The organism is Bacillus sp. AFS012607, assembly GCF_002558005.1.
Lineage (GTDB): Bacteria > Bacillota > Bacilli > Bacillales > Bacillaceae_G > Bacillus_A > Bacillus_A thuringiensis_S.
The window spans coordinates 123179-138268 of sequence record NZ_NTVM01000007.1; the positions used below are offsets into that span (position 1 = coordinate 123179).

A 15090-nucleotide genomic window follows, 5' to 3' on the forward strand; every position below is an offset into this window, starting at 1 on the left:
ATTTGTAAAAATAATTCAAATTTATAGTAAATAGGTGTATTATTTTTTTATCACTGTCAAATTTTTTATACATAACGGGAGGATATTATGGCATTTTCATTTCCGACTATACAAGAGTTTTTGGAAAGTATTTTAATCGATCATACATGTAGCCTTAATCACATTAAGCAAGTAAACGGAAGGTTTTATTATCTCCCTTCTACTACAGAAGAATATAATTGCGCCATTATTTATGTAGATGACTCATTCACTGCATTAATTGACACTTTTTCTTATGAATTAGCTGTTATCATCCTTAACGAAAACGATGAGCCGATATTCTGTATAACCTCTCAGCAAATGATTCCATTTCTTTATAAGTCCTACAATGAACTACAGTCATTTTATAACACCGTAATACAAACAACTGACTCTTCTGTTACAGTCATTGATAGTAAAGAATGCGTTCGAACTTGGACAGATGGTGCTGAAAAAATATTTTCAGTCAACCATAATGAGATTATTGGGCAACCGATTACTCGTTTTTTTGATTATAAAGACTTGGAAATTTTACAATCTTTACATGATGGAAAAAATATAGTCGCTCAGTTCCATCAGCCTCGTCCCGATTTATTCGTATTAATTAATTCAAATCCAGTTTATTGTAATGATGAAATTATAGGAGCAGTCGTTTCAGAAACAGATGTTACAAATCAAGTCGCTTTAAATGAAAAACTATTTAATATGTCACATGAAATGCACCGTTTAGAACAAGAAGTGGCAAAGTATAAAGATGAATCCGATCCATTCCTTGCGATGAATGGGAAAAGTCCTGTTATACAAAGAACGATACAATTAGCTAGAAAAGTTTGTTCGGTGAAATCAACTGTTTTAATACTTGGGGAAAGCGGAGTTGGAAAAGAAGTATTTGCGAAAGCAATTCATGAAGCAAGTGAAGCAGCGAAGGCGCCTTTCATTTCGATTAACTGCGGGGCAATTCCAGAAGCTTTATTTGAAAGTGAATTATTCGGTTACGAGCGTGGGGCCTTTTCTGGAGCGAATAGTAAAGGGAAAAAAGGTAAAATCGAACTCGCACAAGGCGGTACTTTATTCCTCGATGAGATTGGCGAAATGCCGCTCGATATGCAAGTAAAACTGTTACGTGTACTACAAGAACGAAAGTATTACCGAGTTGGCGGAGAAAAAGAAATTAATATTGATTTCCGCATTATCGCTGCTACAAATCGGGATTTACAAGAAGAAATGAGAAAAGGAACTTTCCGAGAAGATTTATATTATCGTTTAAATGTAGTTAGCCTGCATATTCCACCGCTGCGTGAAAGACGAGAGGATATTATCGAACTCACATACTCATTCTTAAACGATTTTTCGATCAACTATAACCGACCAATTCGTGACCTACCTTCAAGCATTATGTATGAACTGCTTCATTACAATTGGCCAGGTAATATTCGCGAACTTCGAAACGTTGTTGAACGGCTTGTGGTATTCGCAACAGACGGAATTATAAAACAAGAATATTTACCATTTCATACGACTGAAACTTTAGACAACCATACAGCTCATTCCCTATTACTCAGCAACAATAATACAATCCTTTCTTTACAAGAAGAGATGGATGAGCATGAGAAAAAAGTTATTGAAAGGGCTTTACGAATTTTAAATGGGAATAAATTAGAATGCGCAAAACAACTTGGCGTAACAAGGGCTACTTTATATAACCGTTTAAAGAAACTCGGACTTCAATAAAGAATCAGTATGCACCAATCAGGCGTTTATAGGTAGCCCTCTCCCCTCTATATTGGCATGATTTTTGCATATATAATTTGTGCAAACCGAACTAGAGGAGGAATACATATGACAAATAAAAACAACTTAATCGTTTGTCGTTGTGAAGAGGTTACATATGGACAACTTCAATCGACAATTGCTGAATATAACTGCTCGGCAAGAGAATTAAAACTAAGAACACGTGCTGGCATGGGATTTTGCGGTGGTCGCACATGCAGAATAATGATAGATCGAATGATAGAAAATGCGAATCCTGACGTAACTCTTAATGAACTACCGTTAAAATATCAACCACCAATACGTGCAGTTACTTTTGGATCGGTAGGTGAAAGTAAATGAATAGAATTACACATCACCCTATTTTAGGTACTTTACAAAGTAGTGAGCGTATTACTTTTCAATTTAACGGTCATCAATACGAAGCATATGAACATGAAACGATAGCTGCTGCCCTGTTAGCAAATGAAATACGGACATTAAGAGTTCATGAAGATAGCGGGACACCGCGAGGTATTTATTGTAATATCGGGCACTGTTCCGAATGCCGCGTGACAGTAAATAATCAAACAAATGTACGCGCATGCTTAACTGTTGTAGAAGAAAACATGGTTGTTGAAAGCGGGAAACAGCATCCGAATATCGTGAGAGAGATGGTGAAAAAACGATGAGTGATGTAATTATCATTGGTGCAGGACCAGCGGGATTATCTGCTTCTATCTCTTGTGCTCGTTTCGGACTAAAAGTGCTCGTTATTGATGAATTTATGAAGCCGGGCGGGAGATTGTTAGGACAGTTGCATCAAGAGCCTACTGGAGAATGGTGGAACGGAATAGAAGAATCGAAGCGACTTCATGAAGAAGCAGAATCACTTTCAGTACATATCAGGTGCGGTGTTTCGGTCTATAATTTAGATAAAGATGAAAACAATTGGTTTGTACATACTAATATCGGTACGTTAGAAGCACCGTTCGTACTACTTGCTACTGGTGCTGCGGAATATTCTATTCCCCTTCCAGGCTGGACACTTCCAGGAGTGATGTCAATTGGAGCAGCTCAAGTTATGACAAATGTTCATCGCGTGCAAGTTGGAAAAAAAGGAATCATTATTGGTGCTAACATTTTGTCTTTCGCCATTTTAAGTGAATTGCAATTAGCGGGAATTAAAGTAGATCATATTGTACTCCCTGAAAAAAGCGAGTTAAGTCAAAAAGCTGGTGAACCTGAAGAAGTTTTAAACTCTCTTTTAAATGCAGCACATCTCGCTCCTTCTGCTATTTTACGAATAGGTAGCCACTTTATGAAATATGATTGGATTCGAAAAGCTGGATTAACATTCTATCCAAACAGCGGAATGAAAATAAACGGAACGCCACTTCACCTTCGGAAAGCAGCTCTTGAAATTATCGGAACAGATCAAGTTGAAGGTGTACGTATTGCTAATATTGACTCTAAAGGAAATGTTATTAATGGATCAGAGAAAATATATGAAGCAGATTTTGTTTGTATTGCCGGGGGATTATACCCACTTGCCGAACTTGCAGCTGTAGCTGGTTGTCCCTTCCATTACATTTCAGAATTAGGCGGACACGTTCCTCTCCATTCCGAAACAATGGAAACCCCTCTTCCAGGTTTATTTGTAGCTGGCAATATTACAGGCATTGAAAGCGGAAAAATTGCGATGGCGCAAGGAACTGTTGCAGGTCTATCAATTGCTAAATATGCAAGTAAAAAACGTGATATAGTCGACCAACAATTATATCACGCCATTCAAAACGTTCACTTTGTTCGTCAGAAAGCTGCAATTCAGTTTAATCCGATGGTAGATATCGGTAGACGAAAGATGAATGAAATTTGGCGTGATTATTCTTCTACATATGCACATACTAAAAAGAGCTGCTGAGATTATTCTCAACAGCTCTTTTCTCTACTCATCCGAGTTATTAAATTTCGCTAATGCGTAAATACCTTCTTCATCATCTAATTCAAGCTGTAATCTCGCTGCGAATGAATTGACATTATATTCTCTGTCAAGCAATAAGCGTAATGCTTCGATTAAGTTTGCTTGAATTAAAATTTGCTGGCGACCATTTACCTCTACTTCCGCAGAGAAACCGTAGTCATCGTCATACATGAGTTCAACTAACACTTCTTCTGGACCCACTTGTCTTTTTTCAGCTATATATACGCAAAGCGCATTTATTAATTCTTGTTCAGAAATTTTTATTGTTTCCATGCTACTTCATCTGCCTTCTTTTTACGTTGGTCTTTGAAGTATTTAAATGCACGAACTGCTAACATTACGATACCAGCCATTACTAACATATTTACCATAAACGCTAATACAGAACCAAGAGCTCCCATATTTGCAAATAAGCTACCCATTAGTAAACCACCAAGACCACCTAGTAATAAACCTTTCATAAAGCTTCCTTTATTACTTTTTGGTGCTGTGTTTGTTGCTTTCGTTTTTGAATCTGGAGTCGTTTTTTGAGAATTTACATTTGAGTCTTTTTTGTTTAAATCAACTTTTGACTTTTGACCTGAACTTGGTGTAAATGATTTTTTACCAGATTTGTAACTTTTCGCTGCCGCATGATCTACGAACATAAAGCTGCTAGCCCCAAAGATAACCATAAATGCTGTCATTACTGCTACAAGTTTTTTCAACATATTATATCCATTCTCCTTTTATATAGATATATGTGAAATCTATCTTTCTAGTAAATTCAGAATGATAGATTTGTTTTTAAGAACATTTTAAAGGTTCTTATGAACTTATTATATGAACTTTTGTCGGAATATGCAAGTATTATTTACTTCCGACAGTTTGGTGACAAAGGAAAATTTAAGCAAAACAGAATTGACTTTAAATGAAACAAAACATATTATAAGTTCATAAGAACTTTTTATTATTTTGGAGGTGAAAAGATGGAAACATTTCATCTCACACGAAACGAAATGGCTACCCTTCTTCTATCACTAAGAGGATGGAATACGAAAAAGCCTCTCGGTATTTTACAAGAAGCTTGGGCAAAGTCACATAAAAAAGATATTGAAAGCGGACAAAGCGTTACAGCTTTTATTACTACCGCACTTTCACCTATTTTTGAAAAGCTGATTAAAATTGACGATACTGATGTCGGTTTTTCTTTAAATGAAATAGTTGCGCTTGGCAATCAGATTGAAAACACAAGTTTCTCTGTAACTGCTATGCAAAACTGGGTGAAACGAGATATAAAAGAAATGATTGGCTCTCCTCAAAAAGGGAAAAAATATTCAATTGAACAAGCAGCCTTACTATTTATTGTCGAAGATTTAAAAACAGCACTTGATTTTGAATCCATTCGTAAGCTATTACGCCTTATTGTAAATGACCCAGCCGATCGAAGTGATGATTTAATCAATCCTGTTCATTTATATGTAGCATACTCTTCTCTATTTGAAGAACTCAATCAAGGGAATTGCTTACAATTAAATGCAACAGATACCGTTCATACAATTGAAAACATTGTAAAAGAAAAAGCTGATAAAATCGCAAGCAAGTTCGATCAAATTAATAACGAACAACGCGAAGCAATTCGTAACGCTATTATCATTGCGACCCTTTCTGTACATACCGCTTATGTACAAATGTTAGCAAAGCGTTACGTAACAGCAACGTTATTTTTACAGAACTTAGATGTGAAGCCTTAAAAAATAGGAGCAGAAATGCTTCTATTTTTTTATAACGGAAACAAGCAACCATCTGTTCCAAATATACAACAAATGCTTGCTTGATTTATTTAAATTTAAGTTTCATTTCATATAAAGCCGTAGTATTACGCATATCTACAAGTAGTGTCATTTAAGGTTCCATATATCCCTCTAACCCTCATTACATTCAGAATTAACTGTTTTTTAAATGTGCTATTTTCTCATTCTTAATTCTATGCATATCATACACTTTCACTTCATTCTCTATATATGATTTTACTTTTTTAAATTCAGCTTTCTCATAACAACGAATTGCCCTTTTGTTGTCTTCCCTTACCTGTAATACAACTGCTTGTATATCGGAATCTAAAAACGATTTACTTATGAAATACTTTGTAATTTCTGTTCCAAGTCCTTTTGAATATAAATTCGAAACGCCAATAAGAATAGAGTATTCCATCACATAGGTATCATCATATTTCGTCTTTTTTAATCCGACTCTTCCTATTACTTCATCTCTCACTATTATTACATGATAACTTGCATAAGACCGCGCTAATTTTTTAGTCCAATACTCCCGAAGTTCTTCTATTGTATATCGCTTAAATGGTTTCACATCTGCTATGTTATGTAATTCTTCGTCGTTATACCATTCTAATATAATTGGTAAATCATCCAATTATAGAAGACGTTCTTTCCAGTTCACATTTCCACCCCATCTATTTTATGTTTTCAAACCAATTTAAAAAGAATATGCATATTCTTTTTTAGGTAATCTCACTATCTGTTGAATAAAAGGGGATTTTTCTATAATATCCTCTAACTGCCCCTCACTATAGACGTAAATACCACCTACATATGAACTGTACGCCTTTTTCTCAGTTATTACTGCTAAAGTGCTATTTTCCTTTTTAAAATCACCCTCTAGTCCTTTTTCAAAAGATAAACTTTTGGCTTCTGAAAAATAAAGCTGAATTAACGTCGCTAATTGTACGTCCTTTGATTTTGCAAAGTACTTTATTTCATTTAAAATGATTTCATCTTGTAACGGAAGAAAGTCCTCTACTTCTAACTTCTCTCCGTTATGAAAGAAGTTTTGAAGTTCAGGAGTATAGAACGAAAGATTTTTCTCCTCTATCATTTTAAAAATTGTTTGCAGCAATATGTCTTTTCCTATCACAAACGGGTGGCCAAATCCATTATTGTAAAGCCCTTCTTTCATTTTCATTAATTGTTCAATGAAGGGGATTCCCGATTCTTCAATAACAAGTTTACCGTCAATTAAACGCATGTTAGCAATCAATTCTTCTATCTGTAAACCTTCTAATTCAAGCGATGAGTAATATATATCTCTATTCCAAAAATCTAATTGATCCATTCCTAATGAATTAAATAAGAGCTCATCTATAATTGGAAAAACTCCATCTTCTGTTAAAGCTTTCGTTACATCATCTAATAATCTAGGTGTTTGATTTAAAATCGTACGTATTTCTTCGTCCTCTTGAATGATTCGTACCGTCCACTCACCATGATCTTCACCCGATATTTGCTGAAAACAATGTGAATATGGCCCATGTCCAACATCGTGTAGAAGGGCTACAGTAGATACTAGCTTTCGTTCATATTTCGATAAATGTATGTCACGAATCTCAGTAAGATGTTCTATCACTTTATTTACTAGCACATATACACCTATCGAATGTTCTTCTCTTGTATGTATTGCGTTCTCATGTAAAAAATAAGTATGTCCTTGTTGTTTAATATGCGTCAACCTTTGAAATGCTTTTGTATCTATCAATCGAAGGATATCTCTATCACGAATAGAGATTGGTCCATAAATCGGATCTGTAATATACATACGTTCTCCTCCTATTTTTGTAAATGAAAGACCTATACCATTATACTTAATTTTCAGTCTATTATCATTGATATATGAGAAATTCTTAATAATCTTTTCATTAACCCTTCATAAAAACGCGGCTTATATCCTTTACTATAATACTTATGAGAGACATAAAAGAATTGAAATAGCAATCCCCTATGTAAATAAGGTATAATCTACATATAGTGAACCTTTTATGTGATTAAATAAAAGGTTCTTATACTCAAAAATTCATAAACTAGAAGGTGCAACAATGTTAAGTAGTTTTATTCATTCAGTATTAACGTTTTTTGAAGGATTAGGTTATTGGGGCATTATGCTTGGACTTATGATTGAAATTATCCCAAGTGAAATTGTCCTTGCTTATGCAGGATACTTAGTATTCAATGGAAGTATCTCATTTATAGGCGCTGTTGTATTCGGTACAATTGGCGGTGTTATTGCTCAAATCTTTATTTATTGGCTTGGACGATACGGCGGACGCCCTATATTAGAACGTTACGGAAAATATATTTTCATACATAAAAAACAAATAGATGCTGCAGAAGATTGGTTTAATCGTTACGGAACTGGCGTCATTTTTACAGCACGCTTCATTCCAGTAGTGCGTCATGCGATTTCAATTCCTGCTGGTATTACAAAAATGCCTTTACTACGTTTCACTACATTAACAGCACTCGCAATCATCCCTTGGTCAATCATTTTCATTTATTTAGGTGAAAAACTAGGTGAAAATTGGGAGAATATAAATGATATTGCTGGTCCGTATGTGAAATCATTCGCAATTGGTGGCGTCGTACTTATACTTTTATACTTCGTTATAAAAAAATGGACAAAAAAGCGTAAAAATCTCGCTTAAGAATATAATAAAAACCGCTATAAATTCATTCGGAATTATAGCGGTTTTTTATTTATATATGAATTAATCTTCAGAAATTATATAACACCTTTCCATCTACATTTACATGGATAAGCAACCATTCGATCATTCTTTTCGTATATTATCTCAAAAAGGAGTGATTCCCCTATGCATTGGCAGCAAAAAATACCATACTTAATCGGACGCCCTATCGGTATTTCCTTCATAAATGGGCAAGGAACTTCCGGCGTATTATGTTCAGCGCATGATGGTCAATTATATGTGTATGAATACCTTTATCAAGCTCAGTTCGCAATGAAACATTATGATTATAGACAGGTTCAAGATATACATGCATTCCCAAATTGTCCTCACCAAAATCCTCTATACTAAAAAAATCGGAACGGCTCATAGCCATTCCGATTTCTATACTTTATTTCTCAGAATAAAATTTCTGCACTGCTTCATCAAAATAAATCCAACCTTTCCAGCCCAAATGAATCGTATCTTTTAAGAAATACTTATCATATTCATGGCCAGAGAAATCAACTACTGGATATCCTGCTTTCTCAACCTGTTCTCGAACTTTTTTATAATACACTTCACGGCGTTCTTTCGGGAATCCAGTATAATCATACCAAGGCCCATTTACAGGTACAGAAATAAAGAGCGGTTTGACATTTTTCTCTTTAAATAAATCTAAAATAATTTGTAAATCATTATATTCTGGTGATTCATCATATGTTTCATTTGCTCTAAAGTTTTTTAAACCTTTAAGTTTTTTCTTCAGATTATTCTTATGATAATACGGATTTTCAATTCCAAATGTATTTGTAGTAGACTCAGCTTTCCCTTCTTGTTCTGCGTGTTTACGTGCGTCTTCCCAAGAAATTGAACGAAGTCCGCTATTTGTTTTCTCTTTCATCGGTTCGATTTTAAATAAAGAGTTAAATAAATCTCTATGATCTAAAATATTTCGATGCATATAAGCAAGTGGTTTAACTAAACCTGCTTTTATGTTATGTTTCGTATCATTATATACAATACCTTCTAATGAATTTTTTAATATATCATCTTCTTGAACAACTTTATAATCTAATAGCCGTTTCGCGATTTGCTTCTTCATTTCTGGATTTATCTCATCATTAAAAATAAAATGATATGCTTGTTGTTTGGAGAAATTATTAGTGAAATCCCCTTGTGATACACCAGTCTTTGTAAACCATTGTGGTGAAAGAACAAAGACTACTTTTTTACCTTCTAATTCATCCATAGTAGATGTCATATTTAAAATATGAGCTAAACTTTGTGTACCGCCAGTTCCAATTAAAAACGGTGTAAAACCAGCTGGATTTACTTTGAAATAATTAGACGGATGATATGCATCCATTCGTAAAAATTCTGATGAACCGTACATCGGTAAATACTGTGAATTATCTAACATTTTTTGCTGTAAGAAAACACTTTGTAATTTCTCTTTTTGTAAAGAAGTAGCCGCATCTTCTACCTTCTTATCACTAATAAGCGATACTAAACTTTTCGATGGGATTAGAATGATAATGAAAAAAAGCACACACGCTAAAATTATAGGACCAAAAGCATGCTTCATTTTCATCTTCTGTCCCTCTTTCTATCGTTATTAACTTGTAACCCTTGTCTTTGACACGCCATCTTTTCTCTCCTTTTTCTCTATACATGATGTTCCATTCTATTTGTCTATTATATACATGTATGTATTTCCTTCCTTGTTCTATTAAATCCTATAGAAATAGCGCAAGAAAATGTTTCCATAGAAACACGTTAATTATACAAGATTCTACATAAATTTCACACTGGAATTTTAGTAATAATTTTATTTTTAAGTCGTAAAAAAACATATGAAATGTCTATATTTCATTCGGAACTGTACAAAAAAACAGACTATCACATACGTGAAGTCTGTTTCCCCATTCTTTTATTTTTGTACATCTGCCCATTTTAAACTTGTAGCTGGACCAAATTGATGTACATATAAATCTTTCACATATGGTTTTTGTAAGTAAGATAATCCGCGCTGGAATACCGGTGCAATTACTGCATCATCAAGTAGCATTTTTTCAGCATCCTGCATTGCTTTCCAGCGAGCCTTTTCATCATTACCTAATTCTGTTTTAATCTTCTTAATTAACGCATCATATTCTGGGTTTGCATATTCTGTATTATTAACACTACTTCCAGAAAGGAATACTTCTAAGTAAGTCATTGGATCTGGATAATCCGGTAACCAGCGTGATAACGACATTTCATATTCTTTCTTCTTCTCTAGTGCTAATTTTTGCGTATGTGGTTGCAATTTCACATTCACTTTTAAACCTGGTAAATTTTTCTCAAGCTGCTCTTTAATGTACTCTCCAACTTTTTTAAAGTTTTCTAAGTCATAATTTAATAGTTCTAACGTCACTTCATCTGTAACTGTTTCTTGCTTTGCCTTTTCCCAATATTCTTTCGCTTTTTTTACATCAGTTTTATTAAACTCACCTGCCGTACTTCTAAAATCTTTTTTATCTGGTCCCTTTAAAAATCCTTTTGGTACGTAATAGTTTGCAGCAACCGAACCATCATTTAAAAATGAATCCGCAAGTCCTTTCTTATCAAAAACTGTACTTAGCGCAAGACGTGCATTTTTATTTTTAAGAATCGGTACATTTTCATTAAATCGGAAGAAGTACATAACTGGATCTGTATATTGTTTTAGCTCTTTATTATTTTTATATTTATCCACGAATTCTGTAGAAATAACAGCTCTATCAACTTTATCTGTTTCATATAAATTTACCGCAGTTGAAATTTCTTTTACAATTTGATAGTTTACTTCATCTAACTTCACTTCTTTTTTATCCCAATACTTATCGTTTTTCTTCATTGTAAAGCTAGCTTCATGCTTCCACTCTGATAATGTAAATGGTCCATTATATACCGCTTTATTTGCTTCTAATCCGTATTTATCACCTTGCTCTTTCGCATATTTTTCGTTAATTGGATAGAAGGATGGTAAAATTAATAATTTCGTAAAATACGGTACAGGATGTTCTAGCTCTACGACGAACGTTTTATCATCCTTCGCTTTTACTCCTAATTCATCTAGACCTAGTTGTTTTTTATTTATCTTCTCAGCGTTTTTCACATCGTACGCAATGTATGCATATTGAGAAGCGGTATCTGGATTAATCAATTGCTTCCAAGCGTATACGTAATCATGAGCGGTTACTGGATCTCCGTTTGACCATTTCGCATCACGCAAATGAAATGTATATGTCTTTCCATCTTTACTCACTTCATATTTTTGTGCGCCTGCCTCAATTACTTCATCATTTTTCGATAGACGGAATAGTCCTTCCATTACGTTATTCAAAACGTTAAACGAGATTGCATCTGTGACTTTCACTGAGTTTAACGACGGAATTTCACCCGTTTCTAGTAACTGTAATACTTTCTTTTCATCTTTCGGCTTTGTTGTAGTTTTTTCTTTTGCGCAGCCAACTAAAAATGAAGAAACTAATAGAGTACTAACTAATGAGTAACGAACAACTTTTTTCATTTAAAAACCCCCTCTATTTTTAAGGTAAGTAACGACGAGCACCAGCGTATTCTTCTATATATCCTGGTGTATTTAGTGGTATAATCTCTACCGACCTTTCAGCTCTTGGTGAGTGAATCATATTGCCATCACCAATATACATTGCAACGTGATGGACACTACCTTTCCCTTGATCATGTGCAAAGAAAATTAAATCTCCCTTTTGTAAGTTTTCTTTATCAACTGCAACCCCTGCTCTTGATTGCGGTCCAGAATCTCGCGGAATTGTAATGCCGTGCGATTTATAGATCGTATGCGTGAAGCCAGAGCAATCAAATCCAAAACCACTTGTACCAGCCCATATATACGGTAAACCTAAAAACATTTTCCCTGTGTTAATTAAATCATCAGCGGTCGGTTTTGGAATATCAGTTTGAGAGCGGTAAACTGTTCCATCATTTTTTCGTAGCCATGCTTTCTGACCATTTGGCAACAATACACGGTATGAAATTGTGTCTTCACTTAATAGCGGCAGTCTTGTATTATAACTGACTTCAAGTGATTTATGTTTTTCAGAAGGATTTATATATAAAATCGCTGTTGGCTTTGTTATTAACACAAAAGGTTCATTTGTTTTATCTGCAAATTCTTGATTATATGTTAATTGCTTTTCAGGCATCCAGCCCGGATAACCTTCTTCATTTCGTGGCGTTGGCTGTCCATGCACTAATACCTTCACCCACTCGCCTTTCTTATCAATAACAGTTACTTCTTGACCGAGTAACGCTTGTGTTTCTAATTTATTTGCATTTGTTAACCATAGTTTCTCGTCAAGTGTCATTGATTTCGTCCATTTCCATAGATCCACTGGATTTGTTGCACTCGGTGTATCGATTGGCCTTAATGCATCAGGTGCTGTCCATAACGTTGCAGCAGATACATCTATAAATGCTTTATTATCCTTCTTTTCTTCAGCATTTGCCGATGTAAACGATGAAAATATAAATAAAGTTGTTAAAAATGCAGTTCCTACTTTTTTCATATATATCCCCCTAAAAAAAAATAGTTTACTAGTCTCTTCTCCTAAGACTTACTATTCACTGTCGATTGAAGGTTTACCTTTGATCCAGAATAAGTCATTCCTTCCGGCTCTTCCATTAACCAAAGCGGTGCATCAAGATCAAAATAATGAATATTAGGATGCGCTGCCGCTAAATGCGCAACAGCACTAACGGAAAGTGAAGATTCCATCATGCTTCCCACCATACACTTCACACCAGCTGTTTCTGCGATATCTGCAATACGCCATGCTTCACGTATGCCACCACATTTCATTAATTTAATATTAATTAAGTCTGCATATCTTCCTTGAACGAGCTTTAATGCATCACTTGCTGAAAATATACTTTCATCGGCCATAATTGGCGTTTGCACACGATCTTTGACGTACTTTAACCCATCCCAATCTTTCGCGTGTACTGGTTGTTCAATAAATTCTATATTTAAATTACGATTTTCCATCCCTTGAATGATAGAGACCGCTTCTTTTGGACTCCAACCTTGATTCGCATCTAAACGTAATGTCGTATTTCTTGGTACCACATTTCGAATTGCCTCAATACGTTCCAAATCTAAATGCGCCTCTTTACCCACTTTAATCTTTAATGTTTGAAATCCTTTTTCTATATGTTTCTTCGCTTCTTTTGCCATTAATACAGGCTCATCCACACTTACTGTAATATCCGTATAAATTTCTTTCTTCCCGCCTAACAATGCATATAACGGCACCTTTTGATATTGGCAATATACATCATATAAAGCGATATCTACCGCTGCTTTCGCACTTGAATTTCTAATACAACTCATTTGAATGCGCTGTAGTAACTGCTGAAACTGAATGATATCTTGACCAATTAAACATGAACGCATCGGTCCTAAAATCGCTTCTTCTATTCCACTGGTGAAATCACCCGTAATAACTGGCGTTGCGGCTGCAGCTCCCTTACCAATCACTCCTTCATCTGTATGAATATAAACATCTATACTTTCAATTTCTGTTACAGTACGAAGCGCGGTTTTAAACGGTGTATGAAGTTTTACACGTCTACGATTTACTTTTACATCTGTAATTTTCATTTTGTTCATCCTTTCGTTCTCCAATGAAGTGAAATTTTAATCCACCGGAGATTTATACCCACAGATTATTAAGTAAACCTATTGGGCATTTACTCTCCTATCTCTCTACTTTGTTTCCGTTTACTTTTGATGTAGGATGATAATGTGAAATAAAAAAATCCAGCCATAAGAATGATTCTTACGGCTGGATTTTGTCTATGATTGAGTAGACAAAGCAGCAATCTGATTATATTTTTTCTGTGCATCTTTTAGCGCTACAAGTAACGCTTTTTGAGAAGAGCCGAAATATCGGTTCTTTACTTCCATTACTAACGCCGGGTCATTTATATTTTTATGTAGAAATAAATATTTAACAAATTGAGATGTTAATGCAATTGTCGCTGAGCAGTCTACATCTACAATTTCCCCTGTATCCTTAACAAGTACAAATGCTACGAAATAGCTTTTAAACTTTTCAGTAATGGGATTATTTTGAGGTGCTTTCGCATCCCCTACGATATAAATTGTATTTGAAGCGTACAACAGCTATCTTCCTTTCGTATACGAGGATAACGGGTTTCTTAATAGTCGTATGAGCGAGGAACTCAACGTTGATTAAAAAATGTATCCGCTTACCTTGTATTATAATATAATTGACAGAATTTTAACAACATTTATTTTAGTGCATATTCCATATCTATGAAAATAGCTTAAACTCTTCATTTTTACAATATGTGATTATTCCTTGTACCATTACATTCATACATAAAAAAAACAGTTAGCGACGGCTAACTATTTTTTTCATTACTTGGGCATCACAAATATAGTTTCATTTGACTTAGAAAATTGATACTCTTTTCTCGCAAACTTCAAAATTTCTTCCTCATCGTCTGTTAAATTTTCTATGTTAGTCTTTAAAGAATCTTTATCTTTCTTTAAAGATACTAATTGTTCCTTTTGATCCGTAATCGTACCTTTCTTCTTATCAATTACTTCTTGTTGTTTCGTTAAAATATATTGAACGTACAGAGTAGTTGCTGCAATAAAAAGGACCATTAAAATAAGTCGCCTTAACTTCTTTTTATTTATCCTACGCTTGTCACTAGGTTGTGATAACTGCTCTGGTATATTAGGAACATTTACTCGTTTGAGTTTCCTCATTCAAATCCCCCTAACCCATATTTTTCACTACCA

General features: G+C 34.5%; 17 protein-coding genes. 7 read left to right on the plus strand and 10 right to left on the minus strand.

Annotation, left to right across the window (positions count from 1 at the left end; all coding sequences use genetic code 11):
* Positions 1-87 precede the first annotated feature (87 nt).
* From CN409_RS08285 to CN409_RS08300, 4 genes are all read left to right on the plus strand, one after another.
* Positions 88-1749: a sigma-54 interaction domain-containing protein gene (locus tag CN409_RS08285; protein WP_097981621.1), complete on the plus strand. Its 1662-nt coding sequence runs from the start codon at positions 88-90 to the stop codon at positions 1747-1749.
* Positions 1750-1857: 108 nt separating this feature from the next.
* A complete protein-coding gene (locus CN409_RS08290) occupies positions 1858-2130 on the plus strand; it encodes a (2Fe-2S)-binding protein (protein ID WP_000182619.1) in 273 nt (90 codons plus the stop codon).
* Positions 2127-2459: a (2Fe-2S)-binding protein gene (locus CN409_RS08295; protein WP_001080019.1), complete on the plus strand. Its 333-nt coding sequence runs from the start codon at positions 2127-2129 to the stop codon at positions 2457-2459. The genes CN409_RS08290 and CN409_RS08295 overlap by 4 nt, the downstream gene beginning before the upstream one ends.
* Entirely contained in the window at positions 2456-3691 is a 1236-nt protein-coding gene (locus tag CN409_RS08300) for an NAD(P)/FAD-dependent oxidoreductase (protein ID WP_016098630.1), read from the plus strand. Before CN409_RS08295 ends, CN409_RS08300 begins: the two co-directional genes overlap by 4 nt.
* A 24-nt stretch (positions 3692-3715) precedes the next feature.
* Here the strand turns inward: CN409_RS08300 and CN409_RS08305 are convergent, their stop codons facing one another.
* Entirely contained in the window at positions 3716-4024 is a 309-nt protein-coding gene (locus CN409_RS08305; protein WP_000447759.1) for a YxcD family protein, read from the minus strand.
* A complete protein-coding gene (locus CN409_RS08310) occupies positions 4012-4461 on the minus strand; it encodes a hypothetical protein (RefSeq protein ID WP_000914478.1) in 450 nt (149 codons plus the stop codon). Before CN409_RS08310 ends, CN409_RS08305 begins: the two co-directional genes overlap by 13 nt.
* Before the next feature lie 258 nt (positions 4462-4719).
* Between CN409_RS08310 and CN409_RS08315 the strand changes: the two genes are divergently transcribed.
* Positions 4720-5484, plus strand: a complete 765-nt coding sequence (locus CN409_RS08315; RefSeq protein ID WP_000447231.1) for a DUF1836 domain-containing protein — start codon at positions 4720-4722, stop codon at positions 5482-5484.
* A 193-nt stretch (positions 5485-5677) separates the two neighbouring features.
* Here the strand turns inward: CN409_RS08315 and CN409_RS08320 are convergent, their stop codons facing one another.
* Both CN409_RS08320 and CN409_RS08325 read right to left on the minus strand, forming a co-directional pair.
* The gene (locus CN409_RS08320; RefSeq protein WP_240518622.1) at positions 5678-6163 is read right to left on the minus strand and encodes a GNAT family N-acetyltransferase; all 486 of its coding nucleotides are present in this window, start codon (positions 6161-6163) and stop codon (positions 5678-5680) included.
* 63 nt (positions 6164-6226) lie between these two features.
* On the minus strand, positions 6227-7342 hold the full coding sequence (locus CN409_RS08325) for an HD domain-containing protein (RefSeq protein WP_017763259.1): 1116 nt from the start codon (positions 7340-7342) through the stop codon (positions 6227-6229).
* Positions 7343-7619: 277 nt separating this feature from the next.
* Between CN409_RS08325 and uptA the strand changes: the two genes are divergently transcribed.
* Both uptA and CN409_RS08335 read left to right on the plus strand, forming a co-directional pair.
* Positions 7620-8225, plus strand: a complete 606-nt coding sequence (gene uptA, locus CN409_RS08330; protein WP_000952913.1) for an undecaprenyl phosphate transporter UptA — start codon at positions 7620-7622, stop codon at positions 8223-8225.
* Between the two features lie 168 nt (positions 8226-8393).
* Positions 8394-8618 (plus strand): hypothetical protein, encoded by a 225-nt coding sequence (locus CN409_RS08335; RefSeq protein WP_000558692.1) that lies wholly within the window; start codon positions 8394-8396, stop codon positions 8616-8618.
* A gap of 40 nt (positions 8619-8658) precedes the next feature.
* On the opposite strand, the gene dltD is transcribed toward CN409_RS08335, so the two are convergent.
* The 6 genes from dltD to CN409_RS08365 all read right to left on the minus strand — a co-directional run bounded on the left by dltD (position 8659) and on the right by CN409_RS08365 (position 15057).
* Positions 8659-9840, minus strand: coding sequence for a D-alanyl-lipoteichoic acid biosynthesis protein DltD (gene dltD, locus CN409_RS08340; RefSeq protein WP_000782293.1), 1182 nt, complete (start codon positions 9838-9840; stop codon positions 8659-8661).
* Between the two features lie 339 nt (positions 9841-10179).
* The gene (locus CN409_RS08345; RefSeq protein WP_097981623.1) at positions 10180-11802 is read right to left on the minus strand and encodes a peptide ABC transporter substrate-binding protein; all 1623 of its coding nucleotides are present in this window, start codon (positions 11800-11802) and stop codon (positions 10180-10182) included.
* 19 nt (positions 11803-11821) lie between these two features.
* Entirely contained in the window at positions 11822-12823 is a 1002-nt protein-coding gene (locus CN409_RS08350) for a C40 family peptidase (protein WP_000755414.1), read from the minus strand.
* A gap of 41 nt (positions 12824-12864) precedes the next feature.
* Entirely contained in the window at positions 12865-13926 is a 1062-nt protein-coding gene (locus CN409_RS08355) for a dipeptide epimerase (protein ID WP_001038454.1), read from the minus strand.
* A gap of 186 nt (positions 13927-14112) precedes the next feature.
* Entirely contained in the window at positions 14113-14439 is a 327-nt protein-coding gene (locus CN409_RS08360; protein ID WP_000271316.1) for a DUF3870 domain-containing protein, read from the minus strand.
* 261 nt (positions 14440-14700) lie between these two features.
* On the minus strand, positions 14701-15057 hold the full coding sequence (locus tag CN409_RS08365; RefSeq protein WP_001228728.1) for an FtsB family cell division protein: 357 nt from the start codon (positions 15055-15057) through the stop codon (positions 14701-14703).
* Between the last annotated feature and the right edge of the window lie 33 nt (positions 15058-15090).

Coding starts and splice junctions, on each gene's coding strand:
- CN409_RS08285 (WP_097981621.1), top strand. CDS start 88: ATGGCATTTTCATTTCCGACTATACAAGAGTTTTTGGAAAGTATTTTA.
- CN409_RS08290 (WP_000182619.1), top strand. CDS start 1,858: ATGACAAATAAAAACAACTTAATCGTTTGTCGTTGTGAAGAGGTTACA.
- CN409_RS08295 (WP_001080019.1), top strand. CDS start 2,127: ATGAATAGAATTACACATCACCCTATTTTAGGTACTTTACAAAGTAGT.
- CN409_RS08300 (WP_016098630.1), top strand. CDS start 2,456: ATGAGTGATGTAATTATCATTGGTGCAGGACCAGCGGGATTATCTGCT.
- CN409_RS08305 (WP_000447759.1), bottom strand. CDS start 4,024: ATGGAAACAATAAAAATTTCTGAACAAGAATTAATAAATGCGCTTTGC.
- CN409_RS08310 (WP_000914478.1), bottom strand. CDS start 4,461: ATGTTGAAAAAACTTGTAGCAGTAATGACAGCATTTATGGTTATCTTT.
- CN409_RS08315 (WP_000447231.1), top strand. CDS start 4,720: ATGGAAACATTTCATCTCACACGAAACGAAATGGCTACCCTTCTTCTA.
- CN409_RS08325 (WP_017763259.1), bottom strand. CDS start 7,342: ATGTATATTACAGATCCGATTTATGGACCAATCTCTATTCGTGATAGA.
- uptA (WP_000952913.1), top strand. CDS start 7,620: ATGTTAAGTAGTTTTATTCATTCAGTATTAACGTTTTTTGAAGGATTA.
- CN409_RS08335 (WP_000558692.1), top strand. CDS start 8,394: ATGCATTGGCAGCAAAAAATACCATACTTAATCGGACGCCCTATCGGT.
- dltD (WP_000782293.1), bottom strand. CDS start 9,840: ATGAAAATGAAGCATGCTTTTGGTCCTATAATTTTAGCGTGTGTGCTT.
- CN409_RS08345 (WP_097981623.1), bottom strand. CDS start 11,802: ATGAAAAAAGTTGTTCGTTACTCATTAGTTAGTACTCTATTAGTTTCT.
- CN409_RS08350 (WP_000755414.1), bottom strand. CDS start 12,823: ATGAAAAAAGTAGGAACTGCATTTTTAACAACTTTATTTATATTTTCA.
- CN409_RS08355 (WP_001038454.1), bottom strand. CDS start 13,926: ATGAACAAAATGAAAATTACAGATGTAAAAGTAAATCGTAGACGTGTA.
- CN409_RS08365 (WP_001228728.1), bottom strand. CDS start 15,057: ATGAGGAAACTCAAACGAGTAAATGTTCCTAATATACCAGAGCAGTTA.